Origin of the sequence: Flavobacterium araucananum, assembly GCF_002222055.1 — a bacterium.
In the GTDB taxonomy this organism is placed as follows: Bacteria; Bacteroidota; Bacteroidia; order Flavobacteriales; family Flavobacteriaceae; genus Flavobacterium; species Flavobacterium araucananum.
Genome location: NZ_MUGS01000057.1, coordinates 1 through 19,575, shown reverse-complemented (window position 1 = coordinate 19,575; position 19,575 = coordinate 1). Strand labels below are relative to the sequence as shown.

The window sequence follows — 19,575 nt, the reverse complement described above, 5'->3', positions numbered from 1 at the left end:
AAAATGAAAACTCCAAAATTATTTATTATCGCTTGTATAATGTTTCTTCTGCATGCAAATGCACAGCAAAAAACAACCGATAAACAAGAGATATCCGCAATTATAAATCAATATAGCGAGAGCGTGATAAAAAAAGATTCTATCACTTTTTATACTTTATTTAATGAAGGAACTGTTACCTGGTGTGCTGCCATTAAGGACAAATCGCAAAGTAAAGAGATAGAAAAAAAAGGTCTGGAAAAAGCAGGAACCAATTATTTTACCGGAAGCTATAAAGGTTTTCTAAGAGGATTATTTAAATACGAATCCACCGAAGATAAATTTGATAACATTCATATTATCGAAGACGGAACTGTTGCAGCTGTAACAATGGATTATAGCTTTTGGGCGAATAACAAAATGACAAATTGGGGAGGTAAATATTTAACTTTAATCAAAAGAGATGGAAAATGGAAAATTACCAGCGTTATTTATTCCTTAGAACTTGTGTCTTATTTTGAACAGCCTTCACTTGCAAAAAGGCAAAAAGATAAAAAACAACAACTATAATCTGTTGGGTGTAATTCGGGAAAAAAATATTTTTTAACTAAATAACTACGTCTTAAAAATAATTACACCCAGCAGTTTTATCCTAAACACTAAACTAATCCTATGTTTTAACGGTGGATTCATTACTTTTTAATCACAGGGATTTTCTCTATCAAGTTTTTCCAATATCGTTTTGGCATGTGCTGAAGATGAAGTTTGGTGTTTTTTCTGGATTCGATGTTTACGTTCTTGAAATAATTTCGCCACAGATCCTGAAAAAGTTCTTCTTCCTGATCACATATTTCGGCTAAAAATTTTGAAGAAGCCATATTGGTATCAAATTGAAGATTGACTGTCGAAATATTTTCAAGATCATAATAAACCCCATATTTGCGTCTTGCATCATAAATTAACCAGCGCTGATCTGCGTAACGGTTTTTAAAGTGATTTTCGATGACAGGCAAAACATCACAATCAGGTTCAACGATTGCATAATACAATTGATCTTTTGTTAGCTTAAAACGAACAAATGCTTCCATTCGATGCGCTTCTTTTCCGGTCAGTCTAATTGCTTTTCGCATCTCTAAAACATCATTGTTGCTAAAATCATCTTCTATATTTATTGAACTCGACAATACATATTGCACATATCGAAACATGATTTCTTCGATCTTATTGATATCCGATAAAAAGGCATGATAAAGCCCTTGAAATCCATTTTTGGAAAGGCGTTTTTTTAATCCGCTTAAAACCCGGTTTACTTTTACCTCATCTGTAATAACAGTATGATTGGTCGAAAAAAGCAAATCGGTCAAAGCTTCGTTTTTGGCAAAAACAACATCCTGCAATTTATATTCATAAATTTCAAATATGGCTGTAGCCCAGCCTTCATAAGTACCATCGTAAATTACTTGTGTCATTTTTATCAAAATAAAGCAAGTTGGTTCGAAAAGTCATTTTTGTATTTACTCTTTTGAATATTTAAAATATGCTCTTTGATTTGCATGGACGTTAAATCTTTTTGCAATTGAAATGGTGTTGCAAATGCCAGAAAATATTTGGCTCGTGTGTATGCAATTCCTAACTTTTGTAAATCCTGAGGAACCAGTTTTTTAAATCGTCTCGCTGCCACAATTTTCTTAGCACTCAGAAATCCTATTCCCGGAATGCGTTTGATAAGTTCTAAATCGGCGGTATTGATATCAACCGGAAACTGATTCATATTTCGCAGGGCCCACCCTAGTTTTGGGTCAATATCCAAATCAAGATTCGGCTGGTCAAACCCTACAATCTCATTTACATTAAATCCGTAAAAACGAATTAACCAATCAGCCTGATACAATCGGTTTTCCCGAATCATAGGAACCGGAGTTCCAATAGCCGGCAAACGAGTATCATGACTTATAGGCACATAACCGGAATAATAGACCCGTCGCATGTTCATTTGCTCGTAAAAATAATTTGCCATACCCAAAATCTCAAGATCATTTTCTTGGGTTGCGCCAATAACCATTTGTGTACTTTGTCCTGCGGGAGCAAAAACAGGTGCTTTATAGTTTAGTTTTTTCTCTTCTTTATGCCCAACGATTTCCTTTTTTAGATATTCCATTGGTTTAATCACATCAATATGGTTTTTATCGGGTGCCAGTAACTTCAGACTTTGCTCTGTAGGCATTTCGACATTTACGCTTAAGCGATCCGCATACATTCCGGCTTCTTTCAAAAGTTCATCACTTGCTCCCGGAATCGCTTTAAGATGTATGTAACCATTAAAATTTTCTTCTAATCGTAATTTCTTTGCAATCCTGACCAAACGTTCCATCGTATAATCTGGATTATCAAAAATACCCGAACTCAAAAATAAGCCTTCGATATAATTTCTTCTGTAAAAACCAATAGTCAGATCAACGACTTCCTGTACCGTAAAAGCGGCACGTTTTACATCATTGCTTTTTCGGCTTACGCAATATGCACAGTCAAAAATGCAATGATTGGTCAGTAAAATTTTCAGCAACGCAACGCAACGTCCATCTTCGGTATACGAATGGCAAATGCCATATCCGGACGAATCGCCCAATCCTTTATCTTTATTTTTCCTGTTGCTCTGACCAGAAGAACATGAAACATCATATTTGGCGGCATCTGATAAAATTGCCAACTTCTCCATCACCCTTTCATGTACCATTTTGAGTCTTTTTAGTGGTTAAAAAACTAAATTTGTTTAACCTCAAAACTACTCTTTTAAGATGCAAAACAGCTGAAATTGATTGTTCTAAATTGTATCAAATTTCAATAAAACAATCTTAAGTGATTAATAATAAGAATATAATCCTAACACATAGAAACATAGTCTTGGTTTCTTTAAAGAAGGCGTTTCACTTATTTAAAACAAACATAGCTATCTCAATAAGAGAAATGTATTGCCTTTTTAATCAATTAAATCTAATTAATAATAAATGATCAAAGCCCAATTTTTCCCTCTGCCCAATACGCCTGTGTATAGATTTTTTTATTCGAAATACCTTTTGCTTTTAAGGCTTTTCTAAAAGTTTGAATAGACTTTGCATTTCCCATTAAATAAAAATGTGCGTGTTGCCATAAATCCCAAATTGTATCTTCTAAATTATTTAGAATATTTACGGCACGATCCGCACTATTGGTAGACTTTGGTATAATGTCAACCGCAAGTCCTAAATCTTTTGGCACTTCTGTAGAAGCCGGATCTAATTCTAAAATTCCTAAATAGTTGTTTTCATTCTCATTAATTTCGTCTTTAAAACTTTTAAAAACGCTAATACAGGTTTCGTCTCCGTAAAAAAACTGATATTTTTCTTCGGTCTTAAAAAACTCAAAACCTCGTGGTAATCCCACTGTGATTTGATCATTTGGTTTGATATTTTCGACAAAACAACTTCCTGGACCTTTTTTATGAATATGAAAAATCACTTCAAACGTGCCTTCTTCACTATTCCATTTACTTGGGGTATAATTGCGATAATTGGTATCATCTATTCTGATAATGATCGCTTGTCCTATTTTAAATTTAATATGCGGAAAATGACCTTTAAATTGTATTTGTTTTAAATTTTCGCTGAGCATTTGAGTAGCGGTAACTTTTACTTTAGTAATCTTGTTTGTAAAAGCAAGTTCCATAAAATCTCCTATAATTTTGGGCATCGAATTCATAGTGGTCTGTTTTAATATAAATGCAAAATTGATATTAAAACCAGAAATACAGATTGCATAACCAATAGGGATGATTGGACTATTCGCGGAATTTTAATCGAAAGGATAATGGCGTTTCTCCAGTTACTTTTTTGAATAATCTCGAAAAATAAGTATGATCTTCGAAACCTAACATAAAGGCAATTTCTTTGGCATCATATTCTGTATAATACAACAATCGTTGTGCTTCTAAAATCATGGCGTTTTGCAACCAGTAAGTTACCGATTTACCAGTTGAAGCATTCACACAATAATTTAAATGCGAAGTAGTAATATTTAGCTTTTCAGCAAAAAAAGAAGGACTTTCTAAAAAAGTGGTACTTGAAATTAACTTTTTAAAATTAGAATAAATCTGAGCCGATTGATTTTTATGTTCTGATAACGAACGATCTGATTCTGAATATAAATTGACAAAACGGTATATAAGGGCTGTAAAAAATCCATTTACAATTGCCGTTTTGTTTACCGCAATAGTCTCGAAAGCACGATGCAATAAACCTACTGTTTCTAAGAGATCTTTCTTTTGTAGTTTATCGATTTTATAAACCTGATCCGTAATTTTTAAGTTTTGAAATACCGTAGCACAATTATTCGGAATTAAAAATGGAGCTACACCAATATAATATCCTACGGCATCTGGCGAAATAAATTTTGGTGCATGAATTTGAAACGGTTTGACCATTATAATACTTTGTTCACTCGCTTTTACATCGATCATGTCACACTCCATGATTGCTTTTCCTTTTGTCAATACCAAAAAAATATAAAAATCATCGCGATGCGTCCCTAATTTATTGACCCTATCTGCATCTCTTCCTAACGCGGTTAATTCAGCGATATATATACCTCCTACGGCTTCTGCTCTCTGATTGTAAATAGGAATTTTCAAAATTTCTTTTTTTGTAATTATAAATAGTAAACGATGAAGTTTTACAAACTTATAAAATTAACCCGTTGGGTGTAATGCATAAAAAAAATAATTGGCACCCATAGAAACATAGACTTTATGTTTATGAAAAAGTAAATCAAAAAGAAACTTGTTTCTTACACATAGCTATGTTTGTTACTGCAAGTGAAACGCCTTTACTGAGTGCAACAATGCTAATGTTTCTATGTGTTAAAAATAATTACACCTAACGGGTAAAATTAATCTCAAACTTATTGTCTCGACAAAAATCTATTGTAAATACAAAAGCCCTTTCATCATAAACAGATAAAAGGGCTTTTTTCATTATAATAAAACTAAAAAAGAAAATTAAAAAGTCACCAGTTTTACTCCCAGACTAAACCATCTTGAAGGAAGCGGCACTGCTCCTACTTCATAATAAGTAGCATTGAAGATATTTTGTGCATCGACATATACGGTTACTTTTTTAATCGCCTGACTTACTCTGAAATCATTTACCCAATATGATGGCCCGGTAATTCTTTGATTGAAACGTGTTGCAAATAAAGCCGTAAAATTTTTATGTTGAAAATCTATTGTATTCGTTACCTGATGTTCTAAAGACGAAACCAGATACTTAGAATAAACAACCGGAATTACATCCTGAAATTTAAAATCTAAATAAGAATATGCCAGATTGATATTAAGCTTAGAATTTTCGGACAGGTTTGCTCTGTAATTCGTTCGTAGATTAAATCCATTTGTATTCAGATTTCCGTAATTATTACTCTGCCAGGGCTCTGTCGTTACGTTTCTTGTCCAGTCTATAAAATTGCTGATCTTTCTGAAAAAATAATTTGCATTAAAACTAAAATCTCTTTTGATATATTTGAATCCTACTTCGCTCTGAAAAGCATTTTCGGTTTCCAGATTAGGATTCCCAATATTTCCCGGACGCTGGTTGAGGTACAAATCCGTAAAAGACGGAATACGCTGGCTTGTTCCTATATTCCCTATGATCTTAAAAGCATCAGTAATAGCATAACTCGCATCAAGTCCCGGATAAGCCTGCCACTTATAATCTGAGTTATAATTAAGATAAGTACCAAAATTTACATCCAGCTTTTCGATAAAAGTAGTACGGTATTGCAGATAAATGCCATAGTTTTCGCGGTCATGCGTACCAATGTTAGACGAAGAAATATCCTCGCTTCGAACTTCGGCACCAAAACCTAATTCTCCCGTTTCCATCTTATAAGTCGTATTCACTTCTGCCGCTATCGAATTGGTGTAATGCTGACTTCTGCCTGCTTTAAGATTAGCGATTCCGTAGTAACGGTAATCATCATAATTGTATCTGTAACTCACTCGGGGCATCAACGTCCATTTTTCAGACAATTGATGTTTCGATTGCACAGATGCAAATGTGGTTTGCACGACCTCGCTTGAGTTTTTATCTCCCGGAGCCGCATAAAATCCGTTCGCTCCAAATCCGTTATTAATATATCCAAATGAGGTTAAAATCTCGTTGGTATTATTAAGCTGGAAATTACCCTGATAAAATATTTTATTATTTTCGAAAGCCGTGTTATAGCGGTATCCGTTGCTTTTATCGTGAGAGGCAAAAAGCGAATGTTGTTGTTTTTCTTTGCTCAAAACACCACCTGCCTGAATTCCGGTGCCATAAAAGGTATCACCTGTATTTTGTGTGTCTTTCTCAAAATTCGAGCCTGCGTAAGAATTTACCAAAAATCCGGATTTCGTTGGTTTTTTAGTAATAATATTGATCGCTCCTGTTAAACTATTCACGCCATAAGTAAGCGCGGCAGGACCACGGATTATTTCTATTCTCTCGATTGCCTCAACCGGAACAGGCAAATTGAGCATGTTATGTGCCGTTTGAGAATCAATGATTTTTGTTCCGTTCAAAAGAACTACGGTTTGCTCAAAGCTTCCGCCATCTACACTTACATCTGCCTGACTACCAAAAGGCCCCCTTTGTCTCAGGTCAACTCCATTTGCATATTGTAGGATTTCCTGAATAGATCGTCCCGGTAATTTTGCAATTGTAGCTTTATCTATGATATAAACATTTCTGTTTTTCTTAGATATTGGTGTACTAAACCTATTTTCATGAATAATTACTTCATCAATATTTATGGTATCTTTTTGCACCTGAGCCTGTAAACTAACACTTATCAGAGCCAGTGCAGCAAAATAAAGTTTTGTCATTTTTTTTATTTTTTTGCAAAAGTAGTATCTTGCCGTACTACTAATGTATACCAGTTTTGCAAAAATGGATAGTCCGGTTCAAATTCCTTTTAAAAGTTTCATTCAGCTCAAGCCTGAAGAAACGACAGCATTGTATCTGCAAATCGTTTTTGAATTTATAAAAGCGATACAAATAGGCTTACTTCCAGAGGGCACAAAACTTCCTGGAACGCGGGTTTTGTGCAAATTACTAGCCGTTAATAGAAACACGCTCATAAAAGCTTTCCAGGATTTAGAGTTACAAGGATGGATCGAAATCCTGCCCAATAAAGGAACTTTTATATTAACAGAGAAACAACAAAAAAAGAAGGACGAATTTATTCCAACAGAAAGCAAAAACAATTCGAGAGCAAGCTCCGGTTTTACTTTTAAGCATTCTACAATTCTCGAAAACCCAAAAGAAACAAGTATTTTACCGTACCAATTTACGGATGGTTTACCTGATTTGCGATTGGTTCAGACAGATGTTTTGGCAAGACTTTATGTTTCGAAATTAAAAAGCAGGAAAAGTGCCAAAACCTGGGAACAAATTCAAACACAATCACATTTGAATTTTAAAACCCAGTTTTCTAATTTTTTAAACCTAACGAGAGGCATTCGCATTTCGACCTCAAATTTACTCACCACCAGCAGCCATGAAATTAGTTTGTACCTGGTGACAAAACTGCTCATTTCGCCTGGTGATAAAGTGGTTGTGGCTTCACCGGGTTATTATATGTCTAACATGACTTTGACAGATAGTGGTGCTCAAATTATTTCTATTCCGGTTGATAAAGAAGGAATTAATACCGAATATCTAAAACAAATTTGCGAAGAGAATACGATTAGAATCTTATATCTTACTTCTAATTATCATTATCCTACGACAACTTCTCTAAGTGCCAAACGAAGAATGGAGGTATTGGAATTGGCCAATAGGTACGGATTTGTTATTCTGGAAGATGATTATGATTTTGATTTTCATTACGACAACAATCCTGTTTTACCGCTTGCAGCTTTAGATTCTAATGAAAGAGTGGTTTATATTGGATCGTTTGGCAGATCTTTGCCGGCAGGTTTTGGTTATGGTTTTATTGCTGCTCCGGCTGAGTTTATTAAAGAACTCGAAAAACATCAAAACATTCTGGAGCCTGGAATTGATGTTATCAAAGAACAGGTCTTGACAGATTGGATCAGGGAAGGTGAGGTACATCGTCTTTCGAAAAAAAATAAAAAAATCTATAAAGAACGCAGAGACTATTTTGTTGTATTGCTAAAGGAAAAGTTAAGTGGCAAAATCAAATTTCAGGTTCCGCTTCGGGGTTTGGCAATTTGGGTAGAGTGGCTTGACAACTTCAATTTGATAAAACTGCAAAAGCAATGTGCTGCAAACGGTTTATTCTTGCCAAAAACCATTTTATACCAGACCAAAGATCTTACCGCAACCCGTTTAGGTTTTGGACATTTAGATAAAACTGAAATGGAAAATGCAGTAACAATTTTACGCCTGTCCCTTGATGCAATTATATAAAATTTAGTAAAATAATTCATGAAAAAATATGATATGGAAATAGAACAAATTCTTGACTTGATATATCCATTACCGGAAGCTTCAAAACGGCTGCTTCAAAACTGTGTGACTGAAGTAAGGTATTCTAAAGGTCATATTTTATTGAGAGCGGATAAGATTGAATCCTCTATTTATTTTATCAAAAAAGGAATTGCCAGAGCTTATGCGAATCGCGATGCTAATGAAGTAACTTTTTGGTTTGGGAAGGAAGGAGATACCGTTTTATCGATGAAAAGTTATGTTGCGAACCAAAAAGGATATGAAGATATTGAACTTCTGGAAGACTGCGAATTATATGAATTGAAAAGCAAGAATCTCGAAAAACTCTTCGGGCAGGACATAAACATTGCCAATTGGGGACGAAAATTTGCAGAAAAAGAATTGGTAAAAACCGAAGAACGTCTTATCTCAAGTCAGTTTCGTACTGCTACAGAACGCTACAAAGAACTCCTTAGAGATTATCCTCATTTAATCAGGCGTGTACAATTAGGACATATTGCTTCGTATTTGGGAATTTCGCAAGTAAGCCTGAGCAGGATTCGAGCCGAAATTAGATAATCTTGATTTTTTAACAAATGTAAAATTCTCTGCCAATTCGTTTTCTAACCTTTGCAAAAAAAAGTTATGAATTGGATTTTATTAGTGATTGCAGGATTATTTGAAGTAATTTTTGCCTTATGTCTGGGAAAAGCAAAAGAAGCTACGGGCAATGAAATGTACTTATGGTATTTGGGGTTTGCCATTTCTATTGTCATGAGTATGGGGCTTTTGATTAAAGTATTACAAACCCTGCCTATGGGAACCGTATATGTAGTCTGGACAGGAATTGGAGCCGTGGGAACTGTTCTTTTAGGAATTATTGTCTTTAAGGAACCTGTAACTTTTTTAAGGATATTTTTTCTTAGCACTTTAATTGGTTCTATTGTAGGTCTAAAATTCATTGCACATTAACAGACACAAATACTATTAGTAGTAGATCTCAAAATTATTCAAAAGCGGATTAGCCTCAACTAATTCGCTTTTTTTTGTCAAATTTAAATTGCCTTTGCAAAAACAGGTATTTCTACTTATTGTTTTAAGTGTTAAAAAAAACGATTTTTGTTACTGAAATGTGAAAAACCGTAAATTAATCTTAATAAACCATTGTAAATTAGCCGGACATTAAAGTCAAATATTACAAAAACAATAATTAGACCTTTTAACCTGTAAAAATATAACCATGAAAGACCTTTGGTGTTGGCGTTGTAAAATGGAAGTTCCTATGCTTGATGAAGCGGAATATAAAATTGCCTCTCATCTCTATCGTGATGGTTTTAAAACAGGGAAATGTAATATGACGAGAAAGAAACGGTTCAAGGATTTACTTGATTATTATAAAGAATTATCCGGATTTGAAGAAACAAATCCCAATGCGATTATGCACCACCGAATCGAGTTGTACGGTTCAGCATGTGAGAATTGTTCTAAACCGTATCGTACCTCTAAGGCTGCTTTCTGTGCCGCTTGCGGACATAAAAAACAGCCTACACTTATTAATTATAGCGAAACACTTCAAGAACAAGAACCTAAATGGTGGCAGAAATTATTAGTCCTGAACAGAGCCGAATAATTTATACCCAACAGTGTTTATAACCTGAAAAATTAAACCCTTCATACTTAGTTTTAAAATTCATTTTTAGTTTTTCTAAAAGTGGATTTTTTTTATTTAAAATAATAACTGATTGTTGCTTCGCTGTAAAAAATGCGTTAAAATTTTATTGTCGTAGCAGTTTTTCGACAATAAAAAATACTTTTGTGAGAAAGAAAAACAAAGACTTATTAGCAACAAGAAAACATAATGGTATGGATTACGAAAAATTCATCTTCTGCCTCGAAGGTGTTCCGGACGTAGACGATGACAGGGCAACTCAGGTAGTAAAAAATTTAGAAGAAATTGCGATTGATCAAGGTATTGCCAGTATCTATAAAACTTGCGATACGATCGAAGGTCTTGAAGAAAGCCTGAATGTGTTACTTTATGAAGATCATAATTTTAAGGATTATGAAATCATCTATCTCGTTATGCCCGGCGAAGCAAATACCATTTGCCTTCATGATTATTATTACAGCCTGGAAGAAATAGCCGAACTTTTTGAAGGTAAAATGAAAGGCAAAATCATACATTTTGCGAATCTTAAGGTATTAGATCTTAAGGATGACGAAGCCCAATATTTTCTGGATATTACCGGTGCAAGAGCCATTTCAGGATATGGCTCGACCTATAATAAAATCGCGAGTTGCAGTACAATTGACAAAGCATTTTTTAGCCTGTATCAGGAAAATGATGATATTACAGAGGTTGTGGAAGAGTTGTATCAAAAACATTATGCCTTGTGCAAATTACTTGATTTTAGATTGTATTATTAAACCATGAAAAGTAAAACAAATGAAAAAATAAAAACGTATGGTTTTCAGGGTTTCCGCGAAAAATTCCTGGATCCGGAAGATCCTGCACATCAGCTTTTCAAATCAGGTTCGGAACGTTTTTTTTGTCTAAAGATGGAAGACATCAATCAGCTTCTCATTCCGGTTCCGCCCTCAAAACACTTTTCTCATACTTTTCTTTTTCTCACTTCAGGAACGCAATCCTTAAAAATTGGTTTCGAGGAATACACTTATATTTCAAATGAAATCATGATAGTTCCTGCTGAACAAATTTTTTCGATAGAACAAATTAACAATGAGCTCACCGGATTTATTTGTCAATTTGATCCGGATATTTTGGTTGGCAAATATGGAAATACGGAATTGTTAAATGATTTTGATTTCCTGAAAGTTGGAGGAAATCCAAAAATTAGTCTCTCCGAAACCAACTCTCCTTTTATCTTTAACCTTTTTAATCGTTTGCAAGCTGAATATGTCCAAAGCGATATTACAAATTTTGATATTGTACAGTCCTATCTCATGGCATTGTTTTGCGAAATGAACAAAAATAACATCAAAACACCAAAGAGCGGAACGGCTTCTGCTGTGCTCGCCTCGAGGTTTAAAAAACTTATTTTTGCCAACATCAAAACAAATCATCAGGTCAATTATTATGCTTCGCTACTTAATGTTACGCCAAATCATTTAAACAAATCAGTAAAATCTGCAACGGGCAAAACCGCTACCAAATGGATTGATGATGCCATTTTGCTTGAAGCTAAATATTTGCTTTTTCAAACTACTCTTTCTATCAATGAAATAGCAATGCAGGTAGGACATGAGGATCATTCTTACTTTAGTCGTTTCTTTAAAAAACAAGAAGGAATCACTCCTATTCAATATCGAAAATTGATTGATAAATCCTAATTATTGCTTACAAAATCCTATCAACTCAAAAAGCATTTGTTGAAATTTGCCCTGTAAAAAAAAGCAAATTATGATTTATGTTTTTAAAACTTCCGTTGATTCTAAATCGAAATTAGAGTTCGCAAATGCATTGCTTAATGACCGGCTTCCTGAATCTTTATGGAATTTTGATCTTGAGGATTGCGATAATATTTTAAGAATTGAAAGCAAAGCCGAAATAAACGAAATGACATTACAAAATGACATTTTCGATTGTATCGAATTACAATAAATCGCTTTCGCTTATTATTTTTCAAACCTCAACTCACTCCTATGGAAGCAGCATTACATCAAAACAAAACATTTGATACGATCGATTATACGGATCAAAAATTATTGGATACTGAATTTATCAATTGCGAGTTTATCAACTGTAATTTTTCGAAAAGTGATTTCAGTTCTATCGATTTTTTAGATTGTACTTTTAAAAACTGTAATCTTTCGCTTTCGGTTCTTAAAAACACAGGCTTAAAAAACATTAAATTCATTGGTTGCAAATTAATGGGTCTTGATTTTAGTGCGAGCAATAGTTTTTTATTTTCGATGTCTTTTCAGGATTGTCTTCTTGACTATTCGACTTTTATTTACAAAAAACTAAAAAAAACAAACTTCATCGATTGTTCGCTAAAAGATGTCGACTTCTCGAATACTGATTTATCGCTTTCTCTTTTTAAAAATTGTGATCTTGCAAATGCTACTTTTCAAGATTGTATTTTGGAGAAAACTGATTTTAGGACTTCCAGAAATTATGCTTTTGATCCTTCCGAAAATAAAATAAAAAGAACAAAAGTATCTCAGACGGCACTTGCAGGTTTATTAGAAAAATTTGATCTGGATATTGAATAATTGCAATTATCTGTAACCGGCGTTTCAAAACTTTGACAAGCGTTGTTATACTTTATAAAAAAAGGGATGCAGTTTTTAGACTGCATCCCTTTTTTGTAACAATTTTTTTAAAAAAAACTATGGTCTCCAACGCGGATCTCCAATTTTATTATCTATCAGGGTCTGATTTTTAAGTGTAAAATCGCCTGTAGCAGCATTTGTAAATTGTGGATTTAAGGCAGTTCCTGAAGCATCAGATTTTAAAGGCGACACGGGTGCCGCTGCATTAAGTGTTGCTGCATTAAAATAATTATTGTTGGTGAATGTTGGTGCTACAGTTGCTGCCTGATTGGCATATCTTGCAACTGTTTCTGCAAATAACGAATTACGAACAATTGTAGCATTGGTTGCAAAACGAATATAGAGAATTTGATAACCGCTTTGTGCAATAGTATTTGTTACACCATAAAAAGTACAACTATCAATTAATGTATTTGTTACCAAACCAGTACCAAATGCAGCACTGACATCTTCTCTAATAAAAGCTCTTGCCTGAGCACAATTGTTAAAAGTACTATTGGTAAGATTAATAGCAGCTGTAAAACTACCTCTTAAATCAATAAATTCTCCGGTTGACCCCACTCCAACATTTGTAATTAAGGCGTTATCTACCGTGATCGATTCAATTCTGGCAGCAGCACTAGTTGCGCTAACAAATGAACCATTGTAATCATGAATGGTACAACCGCTAACGATGAGTTTACTATAGGTTCCTGCTTCATTATATTTTATAACATCATTTTTAGCCGATGCTACATCACCCGTAAGATCCAAGTCGATTAAACTAACATTTGCAGCTCCTGCAAGCAAAGAGAAGTTTACTTTTAATTTTGGTTTATTAAAACTTCTTAAACCTCTAATTGTTATCGATTTTGCCAAAGCAATAGTCGCAATTTGAGCTGTATAATCTCCGGCTTCTAAAACTAAAACAGAACCTGCCGGAGCATCAATAATTTTTTGTACTAAGTCATCGGTAGTTTTTACCAGAATCCCGTCTCCAATATCGATTGCAGTTGTAAATGCTTTATTACCTCTTTTCTTAGTACCGTTAAACAAGTCTGCCGTATAGGCTTTTTCGCCAGTTAAGCCGGTTACAACAGCAATACCACTAGTTTTTTCTGCTGGAGTAATGGTGTGCGTAATAGCACCAGGGTTAACCACAATTTGTGTTACGTTACTATTGGCAACCCATCTTAGGGTAACTTGTTTGGCATCGATATCACCATCTACAGAAGCAAGAAAAAGTTGCTCAGACAATGTAGTTGCGGTAATAACAGACCACTTAGAATCTGCCAAACCTGCTGCACTAACGGCTTTTACTCGTATAGAATATGTAGTTTCTCCTTCTAATTGCACTTTTAAGGGCAATTGTTTTGCAGTAACTTCAACCGTTTTATAAATCGTTTTAAAGGTAGTATCATCGGCACTAAACTCTACCACATAATGATCTGCATCTTCTTTTGTGGTCCAGTTTAATTCGACTGTCGTCTGAGTTCTTATTACTGCTGTAACTCCTAACGGAGAAAACTCTCTGGTCGCTCCTATCCCATCCATCAATTCCTCATTAAAACTTTCGCAACCTGAAATTGCAAATGCGAATAATAATGTGGCTATTACTCCTTTTAGTATATATTTTGTTTTCATAAACATAATAACTTATAATTTATAATTATTTTTTTCTGAGATATTAATAGCCATAATCATTGACCAATTGCCCATTACTTCCGTTAATAAGTTTTTGCCATACCGGCCAAAACTGTCTGTTATCCGGATTAACTCCTAGTTTATAGAGAGAGTTTATTTTACTGTCTGTCAGAGTGCTCCACGCAAAAGAAGTATAATCTGCTCCCGGATTTACATTTTCTCCTCTGTTTAAGCCATAAATATCAAGTGACACATTATCTGTCTTATATTTAAAATACAAAGTAGTAGGTACGGTAGCATATTCACCTCTATGTTGTTGCAAGTCGAACATTTTTGCTTTTGCTTCCTCTAATTTTACTTTAAGCAAATTCCAACGAATAAGAGCTTGTTTGCGTTCCATCTCACCGGTAAATTCATACTTGTTTTCGTTTACAATAGCATTAAACATAGCTGTTTTGCCGGTCAAAGCATTTACATAATTTTCTACTTTATCTGCCTGAACTGCCGGAGCAAAAGCGCGTCTGCGTATTTCTTTTAAGTAAGGCGCAGCAGAAGCTGGTCCTTCTATTTCATTTGCAGCTTCGGCAGCAATTAAAAGTACTTCGGCATAACGCATATAAATTTTATTAACCCCATCATCATTTGTTGAGGTTACACGACGTGTCATCCATTCGTAACGGTATTTTCCAAAACACCATTTGTTCAACGCTCCTAATTCCTGCTTTGCAATTCCGTTTACAGGTTTCCCATAGATATAAGGAACACAGGTAACATCTCTTCGCGTATCTGCCGGATCATAATCATAAAAAATAAAGGGTAATGGTCCTGCAGTTCCACCACGATTGGCTCCATTGGCATGAAACTGATCTGTGTCTGTATGTCTGACTGCGAAGCTAAACAACATTCGTCCTCTACCATCTGCAAACGGAATTTCCCAAAGGGATTCTCCTCCTGCAGCTGTAATTTCCTGATTGTATTTTTTCCAGAAAGTCTCAAATGAAGATTCCAGGTGTGCTTTTCCGCTCTCGATTACACTTCTTGATTCGTCCAGTGCCAGTTTGTACATTTTTTCGACAGAAAGATCGGCGTCTTTACTTCTTCGAACACCATCAGGATATTGCTGAAATCCGCTCGCTACTAAGGCTAAACGAGCACGAAAACCTTTTACAAATGCTTTATTAACGTGTTCTACACTATTGGTTGCAGCAGTTTCGTTAGGCCAGGGCACTAATGTAGCAGCTTCGCCCAGATCCTGAATTAGTTGTTTGTAAATGATATCGCGATTGGATTTTGGCAAATAAATAGTAGCTGATGTTACAGGTTCAAATCGAGCCGGTACATCGCCATGTGCTTTCATTAAATCAGCATAATAAATAGCACGCAAGGTTAGGGCTTCACCCAACAAATACCCCAGTTCAGTTCCGGGTTTTGGATCACCGTATTGGCGTAAACCTTTGATGCAAACATTGGCACGCTCAATCCCGGAATACATGGAAGTCCATGGATTTCCGCCACCGCCAACAGTTACTTCGACATCCATCTGGCTGTTGATCGCTTTTGCATCATAAATACTTAAATCTGCTTTATCATCAGAGGTAGATTCTGAGGCATTAAACCATTCTACATCTGTATTAAATCCATAATAAGGCAAAAAACGACCTCTATGTCCATTGGTATCTCCAAAAGGTATTTTTATTCCGTCAACAGCACCTTTGGCCAGACCTACATTCGAAAAAAGGGCTTCTTCTTCTACTGTAGATTGTGCCGGAGCCTCTAAGAAATCATCCTGACAAGAACTAAAAAGTCCCGCTACGAGTAACCCTGCTATAATTATTTTATGTTTCATTTTGATACGTTTTAAATTAAAAATTAAGGTTTAAACCAAAAACCAACTGTCTGCTACGCGGATAAGCGGAATAATCTACACCTGGTGTCAAAGGAGAGCTTCTTCTTGTCGAAACCTCAGGATCCGGTCCTGAATAGTTGGTAATAAGAAAAACATTCGTAGCGGTGAGGTAAAATCTCAATTTAGAAACCCCCATTGCAGACGTTAAAGAATTTGGAGACGTATACCCTAGCGTAAGGGTATTAAGCCTTAAGAAAGAACCGTCTTCGACTGCCCAATCATTAAAAACAAAACGATTCATGTACGGTGACCACATTGTTGTATTGGCATTAAGTGCTGTTAGCGCAGCAGGATCTGTTACCAACTGTCCTGTTGCAGGATCAAGATTGGTCCATCTTTTTCCGTCAGCCATTTCAGAACTTAAATTTCTGTATTGTCCGTTTGGAGTAGCGCTCGTAAACTCGACTTTATTAGCATTGTAAACATCATTGCCTACACTATAATTAAAAGAAGCCGAAAGGTCAAAACCATAAGCATTACCATTAATTACAAAACCTCCTGTATATTTTGGGTTTGAGTTCCCAATAATAGCGCGATCTGCCGTAGTAACAACACCGTCGCCATTTAGATCTTTTAGTTTCATTGTTCCGGGTTGTACCGCTCCAACAATCGTTGAACTGTTTGCAATTCCTGGTTTTAAGGTATATTTTGTTCCGTCAAAATCAAAATCAGCAACTTCATAACGGCCATCATTTTTATACCCGTACATCATACCTATTGGCTCACCAACATTTACCTGATAATCATCGCCTATGGCAGAATTCCAGTTGCTCGAAGCATTAAAATTATTCATTACTCCAAGCGAATTGATACGATTTTTATTTACTCCGATATTAAAAGAGAAATTTAAACCATAATTCTGTTTTTGAAGTGCCACAACATTCACAGTAGCCTCGAAACCTGTATTTTGTGTTTCTCCCATGTTTCGATATTGTGTCGCATATCCGGATCCCGGAATAAGAAAATTAACCAAAAGGTCCTGCGTTACATTTTTATACAATTCGAAAGATCCATTGATACGGCTTTTGAAAAAATCAAAGTCCAATCCTAAGTTTTGCGTCACTGTAGTTTCCCATTTCAAATCAGGATTAGGCAATGTGTTCGAAGGCGCCCAATAGTTATTTGCTCCGTTTATCCACGAAGATTGCGACGATTGAAACGTTTGAGACGTTTGTCCCGTTGGGATATTATTGTTTCCGGCCTGACCATAACTTAGCCTAACTTTTAGGGTGTTGATCCACGAAACATTTTTCAGGAAACTTTCTTCAGATAATTTCCAGGCTACTGCTGCAGCCGGAAAAAATCCCCATTTGTTATTGCCTAAAAATTTACTTGATCCATCGGCACGATAAGTTGCCGTAAATAAATAACGGTCTTTATAATCATAATTTACACGTCCAAAAAACGAAAGTAGCTTATCATCTGCAAAGTAATAATTATCTACTGCGATTGGTGTGGCTTGCGAAGTCAGCTTTTTTGCCTGATCAAAGTCAAAAAACTTTGGATAACCCTGCAAAACATCTGTTACGTCATTTCTTTGATAATTTATCGATTCTTCTCCTAAAAGGATTCTTAAACTATGGTTGTCCCCTAATGATTTTTTGAAATCATAATTAAGGGTATTGGCATTTCTAAAACGGGTATCTTTTCTATCGCTCATAATCATTGCGGGCATTCCTTGTAGTGTAGCAGCAGGTTTATTTGCTACATAATACGTAGTGCGTCCGTAGAAACGATAATCTAAATAATTATAATTATCTAAGCCTAAATCTGTTTTAAAAACAAGTTTATCCGTTAGCTTCCAGGAAAAACTTCCCAGCATATTAAAGTTTTTTCTAAGTTGCTCACGGTCATTATCTGCCGTAGCAACAAAAGGATTTACAAGATAACTGGACAAAGCTTCGTCTGTATTATCTGTAGTTAAACCCGGCATTGGTATTGGAGAATATCCTACGACGTGTTTTAAACGGGAGTCGTTTGACGAAAATTCATTTTGCTCATTTGCTCCGCCACCATTAATTTGAGTATCAGAGTAACGCATTGTAAAGGTAAGGTCTACCTTATCACTTGCTTTGCTTTTTAAGGCAAGAGACAAGTTATTTCTTTTAAAATCTGAGCCTTGCATAATTGCGGTCTCATCGTAATGCGCATAATTAAAATTGAAATTTATTTTATCAGAACCACCACGAATTCCTAAATCACGGCTTTGAACTTCTCCGGTACGACCGTAGATTTGTTTTTGCCAGTTGTCTCCTTTCAATCCATTATATAAGTCATGATCCTGCCATGATCCAAAATATTTCTCATACGAATTAACATCCTTGGCAAGCAAAGCATATTCGTATTGCCATTTTACAAAATCTTCCGGAGCAAGAACATCAATTTGATTGGCCATTTGTTTCATACCATAAAACATATTAAAGTTTACGGCAATTTTACCATCCTTACCTGTTTTAGTGGTAATAATGATAACCCCATTTGCTCCTCTTGAACCATAAATTGCAGTAGACGACGCATCTTTAAGAGTGGTAATTGTTTCGATATCCGATGGCGAAACATCATTCATACTATTCACCGGAAATCCATCTACTATTATCAACGGAGAACTATCCTGAGTTAAAGAGCCCCCGCCACGAATTCTGATTTTGATTTCAGAATCCGGAGAACCTTCAGAAGAAATTACCTGAACTCCTGCAATACGACCTGTCAAAGCTTCGGCAACATTTGCAATTGGCGTTTTTCTAACGTCATTTCCGGACAATGTAGAAACAGCTCCTGTCAAATCGCCTTTTTTTACAGATCCATATCCTACTACTACAACTTCATTTAGGTTGTTGGCATCTTCTACTAAAACAACATCTATTTTAGTTTTTCCGGCAGCGGTTACTTCTTTGGTTTTAAAACCTATAAAAGAGTAGGTTACTACAGCTTTAGGATTGGTAAGTTTTAATTTATAACGTCCGTCAAAATCTGTAGATGTACCATTTTTTGTTCCTTTTTCTAATATATTAACGCCGGGTAAAGTTAGTCCTGCAGCATCTTTTATAGTTCCTTCGAGTGTTACAGTCTGCGCATTCATTTGATGGCCCGCAAGTAAGCACAATAAGAAAACAACTGCAAAGCAACAATTTGCTCCTTTGTTAAATAAATCTTTAAAATTCATGGTTGATTGTTTAAGTTATTAATTAGTTTTTTTGTTTTAAGGTATTTTTTGTGGTTATTTTTAAAGTTCGCCTTTCGACTCTTTTATTATAGCTGTAGCTTCTTTTTCTCAGTAATAGCTTACTTTTATACTTATTTACAACTACTATT

17 protein-coding genes are annotated in these 19,575 nt (G+C 35.2%); 9 read left to right on the top strand and 8 right to left on the bottom strand.

The window, feature by feature from the left end; translation table 11 throughout:
- Positions 1-3: 3 nt before the first annotated feature.
- Entirely contained in the window at positions 4-549 is a 546-nt protein-coding gene (locus B0A64_RS20735; RefSeq protein WP_089481392.1) for a nuclear transport factor 2 family protein, read from the top strand.
- Between the two features lie 122 nt (positions 550-671).
- On the opposite strand, the gene B0A64_RS20730 is transcribed toward B0A64_RS20735, so the two are convergent.
- From B0A64_RS20730 to B0A64_RS20710, 5 genes are all read right to left on the bottom strand, one after another.
- On the bottom strand, positions 672-1,448 hold the full coding sequence (locus B0A64_RS20730) for a TIGR03915 family putative DNA repair protein (RefSeq protein ID WP_089481391.1): 777 nt from the start codon (positions 1,446-1,448) through the stop codon (positions 672-674).
- Positions 1,449-1,453: 5 nt separating this feature from the next.
- Positions 1,454-2,713, bottom strand: coding sequence for a putative DNA modification/repair radical SAM protein (locus B0A64_RS20725; RefSeq protein WP_089481390.1), 1,260 nt, complete (start codon positions 2,711-2,713; stop codon positions 1,454-1,456).
- Between the two features lie 275 nt (positions 2,714-2,988).
- A complete protein-coding gene (locus tag B0A64_RS20720; protein ID WP_089481389.1) occupies positions 2,989-3,714 on the bottom strand; it encodes a siderophore-interacting protein in 726 nt (241 codons plus the stop codon).
- A gap of 79 nt (positions 3,715-3,793) precedes the next feature.
- Positions 3,794-4,642, bottom strand: a complete 849-nt coding sequence (locus B0A64_RS20715) for a helix-turn-helix domain-containing protein (protein WP_089481388.1) — start codon at positions 4,640-4,642, stop codon at positions 3,794-3,796.
- Positions 4,643-5,008: 366 nt separating this feature from the next.
- The gene (locus B0A64_RS20710; RefSeq protein ID WP_089481387.1) at positions 5,009-6,871 is read right to left on the bottom strand and encodes a TonB-dependent receptor plug domain-containing protein; all 1,863 of its coding nucleotides are present in this window, start codon (positions 6,869-6,871) and stop codon (positions 5,009-5,011) included.
- A gap of 43 nt (positions 6,872-6,914) precedes the next feature.
- Between B0A64_RS20710 and B0A64_RS20705 the strand changes: the two genes are divergently transcribed.
- The 8 genes from B0A64_RS20705 to B0A64_RS20670 all read left to right on the top strand — a co-directional run bounded on the left by B0A64_RS20705 (position 6,915) and on the right by B0A64_RS20670 (position 12,674).
- Positions 6,915-8,420 carry an aminotransferase-like domain-containing protein gene (locus B0A64_RS20705; RefSeq protein WP_244285460.1) on the top strand — a complete coding sequence of 502 codons (1,506 nt, stop codon included), beginning with the start codon at positions 6,915-6,917 and terminating at the stop codon, positions 8,418-8,420.
- A gap of 33 nt (positions 8,421-8,453) precedes the next feature.
- Complete coding sequence (locus tag B0A64_RS20700; protein ID WP_089481448.1) at positions 8,454-9,017, top strand: Crp/Fnr family transcriptional regulator; 564 nt, start codon at positions 8,454-8,456, stop codon at positions 9,015-9,017.
- 66 nt (positions 9,018-9,083) lie between these two features.
- Positions 9,084-9,410 (top strand): DMT family transporter, encoded by a 327-nt coding sequence (locus tag B0A64_RS20695; protein ID WP_089481386.1) that lies wholly within the window; start codon positions 9,084-9,086, stop codon positions 9,408-9,410.
- A gap of 310 nt (positions 9,411-9,720) precedes the next feature.
- The gene (locus tag B0A64_RS20690; protein WP_208863559.1) at positions 9,721-10,068 is read left to right on the top strand and encodes a hypothetical protein; all 348 of its coding nucleotides are present in this window, start codon (positions 9,721-9,723) and stop codon (positions 10,066-10,068) included.
- Between the two features lie 233 nt (positions 10,069-10,301).
- Positions 10,302-10,865 (top strand): DUF6642 family protein, encoded by a 564-nt coding sequence (locus B0A64_RS20685; protein ID WP_089481447.1) that lies wholly within the window; start codon positions 10,302-10,304, stop codon positions 10,863-10,865.
- A gap of 3 nt (positions 10,866-10,868) precedes the next feature.
- A complete protein-coding gene (locus B0A64_RS20680; protein WP_089481385.1) occupies positions 10,869-11,789 on the top strand; it encodes a helix-turn-helix domain-containing protein in 921 nt (306 codons plus the stop codon).
- Positions 11,790-11,859: 70 nt separating this feature from the next.
- Positions 11,860-12,060 (top strand): hypothetical protein, encoded by a 201-nt coding sequence (locus tag B0A64_RS20675; protein WP_089481384.1) that lies wholly within the window; start codon positions 11,860-11,862, stop codon positions 12,058-12,060.
- Positions 12,061-12,101: 41 nt separating this feature from the next.
- Positions 12,102-12,674 (top strand): pentapeptide repeat-containing protein, encoded by a 573-nt coding sequence (locus B0A64_RS20670; protein ID WP_089481383.1) that lies wholly within the window; start codon positions 12,102-12,104, stop codon positions 12,672-12,674.
- 117 nt (positions 12,675-12,791) lie between these two features.
- On the opposite strand, the gene B0A64_RS20665 is transcribed toward B0A64_RS20670, so the two are convergent.
- From B0A64_RS20665 to B0A64_RS20655, 3 genes are read right to left on the bottom strand one after another with little or no spacing between them, the layout of a single operon-like run.
- Complete coding sequence (locus tag B0A64_RS20665; protein WP_089481382.1) at positions 12,792-14,357, bottom strand: DUF5123 domain-containing protein; 1,566 nt, start codon at positions 14,355-14,357, stop codon at positions 12,792-12,794.
- Positions 14,358-14,400: 43 nt separating this feature from the next.
- A complete protein-coding gene (locus B0A64_RS20660; protein ID WP_089481381.1) occupies positions 14,401-16,203 on the bottom strand; it encodes a RagB/SusD family nutrient uptake outer membrane protein in 1,803 nt (600 codons plus the stop codon).
- Positions 16,204-16,219: 16 nt separating this feature from the next.
- Positions 16,220-19,426: a SusC/RagA family TonB-linked outer membrane protein gene (locus B0A64_RS20655; protein WP_089481380.1), complete on the bottom strand. Its 3,207-nt coding sequence runs from the start codon at positions 19,424-19,426 to the stop codon at positions 16,220-16,222.
- Positions 19,427-19,575: the final 149 nt, after the last annotated feature.

Excerpts from the sequence above, each read along its gene's own strand:
- B0A64_RS20735 (WP_089481392.1), top strand. The coding sequence starts at position 4 with ATGAAAACTCCAAAATTATTTATTATCGCTTGTATAATGTTTCTTCTG.
- B0A64_RS20730 (WP_089481391.1), bottom strand. The coding sequence starts at position 1,448 with ATGACACAAGTAATTTACGATGGTACTTATGAAGGCTGGGCTACAGCC.
- B0A64_RS20725 (WP_089481390.1), bottom strand. The coding sequence starts at position 2,713 with ATGGTACATGAAAGGGTGATGGAGAAGTTGGCAATTTTATCAGATGCC.
- B0A64_RS20720 (WP_089481389.1), bottom strand. The coding sequence starts at position 3,714 with ATGAATTCGATGCCCAAAATTATAGGAGATTTTATGGAACTTGCTTTT.
- B0A64_RS20710 (WP_089481387.1), bottom strand. The coding sequence starts at position 6,871 with ATGACAAAACTTTATTTTGCTGCACTGGCTCTGATAAGTGTTAGTTTA.
- B0A64_RS20705 (WP_244285460.1), top strand. The coding sequence starts at position 6,915 with ATGTATACCAGTTTTGCAAAAATGGATAGTCCGGTTCAAATTCCTTTT.
- B0A64_RS20700 (WP_089481448.1), top strand. The coding sequence starts at position 8,454 with ATGGAAATAGAACAAATTCTTGACTTGATATATCCATTACCGGAAGCT.
- B0A64_RS20695 (WP_089481386.1), top strand. The coding sequence starts at position 9,084 with ATGAATTGGATTTTATTAGTGATTGCAGGATTATTTGAAGTAATTTTT.
- B0A64_RS20690 (WP_208863559.1), top strand. The coding sequence starts at position 9,721 with ATGCTTGATGAAGCGGAATATAAAATTGCCTCTCATCTCTATCGTGAT.
- B0A64_RS20685 (WP_089481447.1), top strand. The coding sequence starts at position 10,302 with ATGGATTACGAAAAATTCATCTTCTGCCTCGAAGGTGTTCCGGACGTA.
- B0A64_RS20680 (WP_089481385.1), top strand. The coding sequence starts at position 10,869 with ATGAAAAGTAAAACAAATGAAAAAATAAAAACGTATGGTTTTCAGGGT.
- B0A64_RS20675 (WP_089481384.1), top strand. The coding sequence starts at position 11,860 with ATGATTTATGTTTTTAAAACTTCCGTTGATTCTAAATCGAAATTAGAG.
- B0A64_RS20670 (WP_089481383.1), top strand. The coding sequence starts at position 12,102 with ATGGAAGCAGCATTACATCAAAACAAAACATTTGATACGATCGATTAT.
- B0A64_RS20665 (WP_089481382.1), bottom strand. The coding sequence starts at position 14,357 with ATGAAAACAAAATATATACTAAAAGGAGTAATAGCCACATTATTATTC.
- B0A64_RS20660 (WP_089481381.1), bottom strand. The coding sequence starts at position 16,203 with ATGAAACATAAAATAATTATAGCAGGGTTACTCGTAGCGGGACTTTTT.
- B0A64_RS20655 (WP_089481380.1), bottom strand. The coding sequence starts at position 19,426 with ATGAATTTTAAAGATTTATTTAACAAAGGAGCAAATTGTTGCTTTGCA.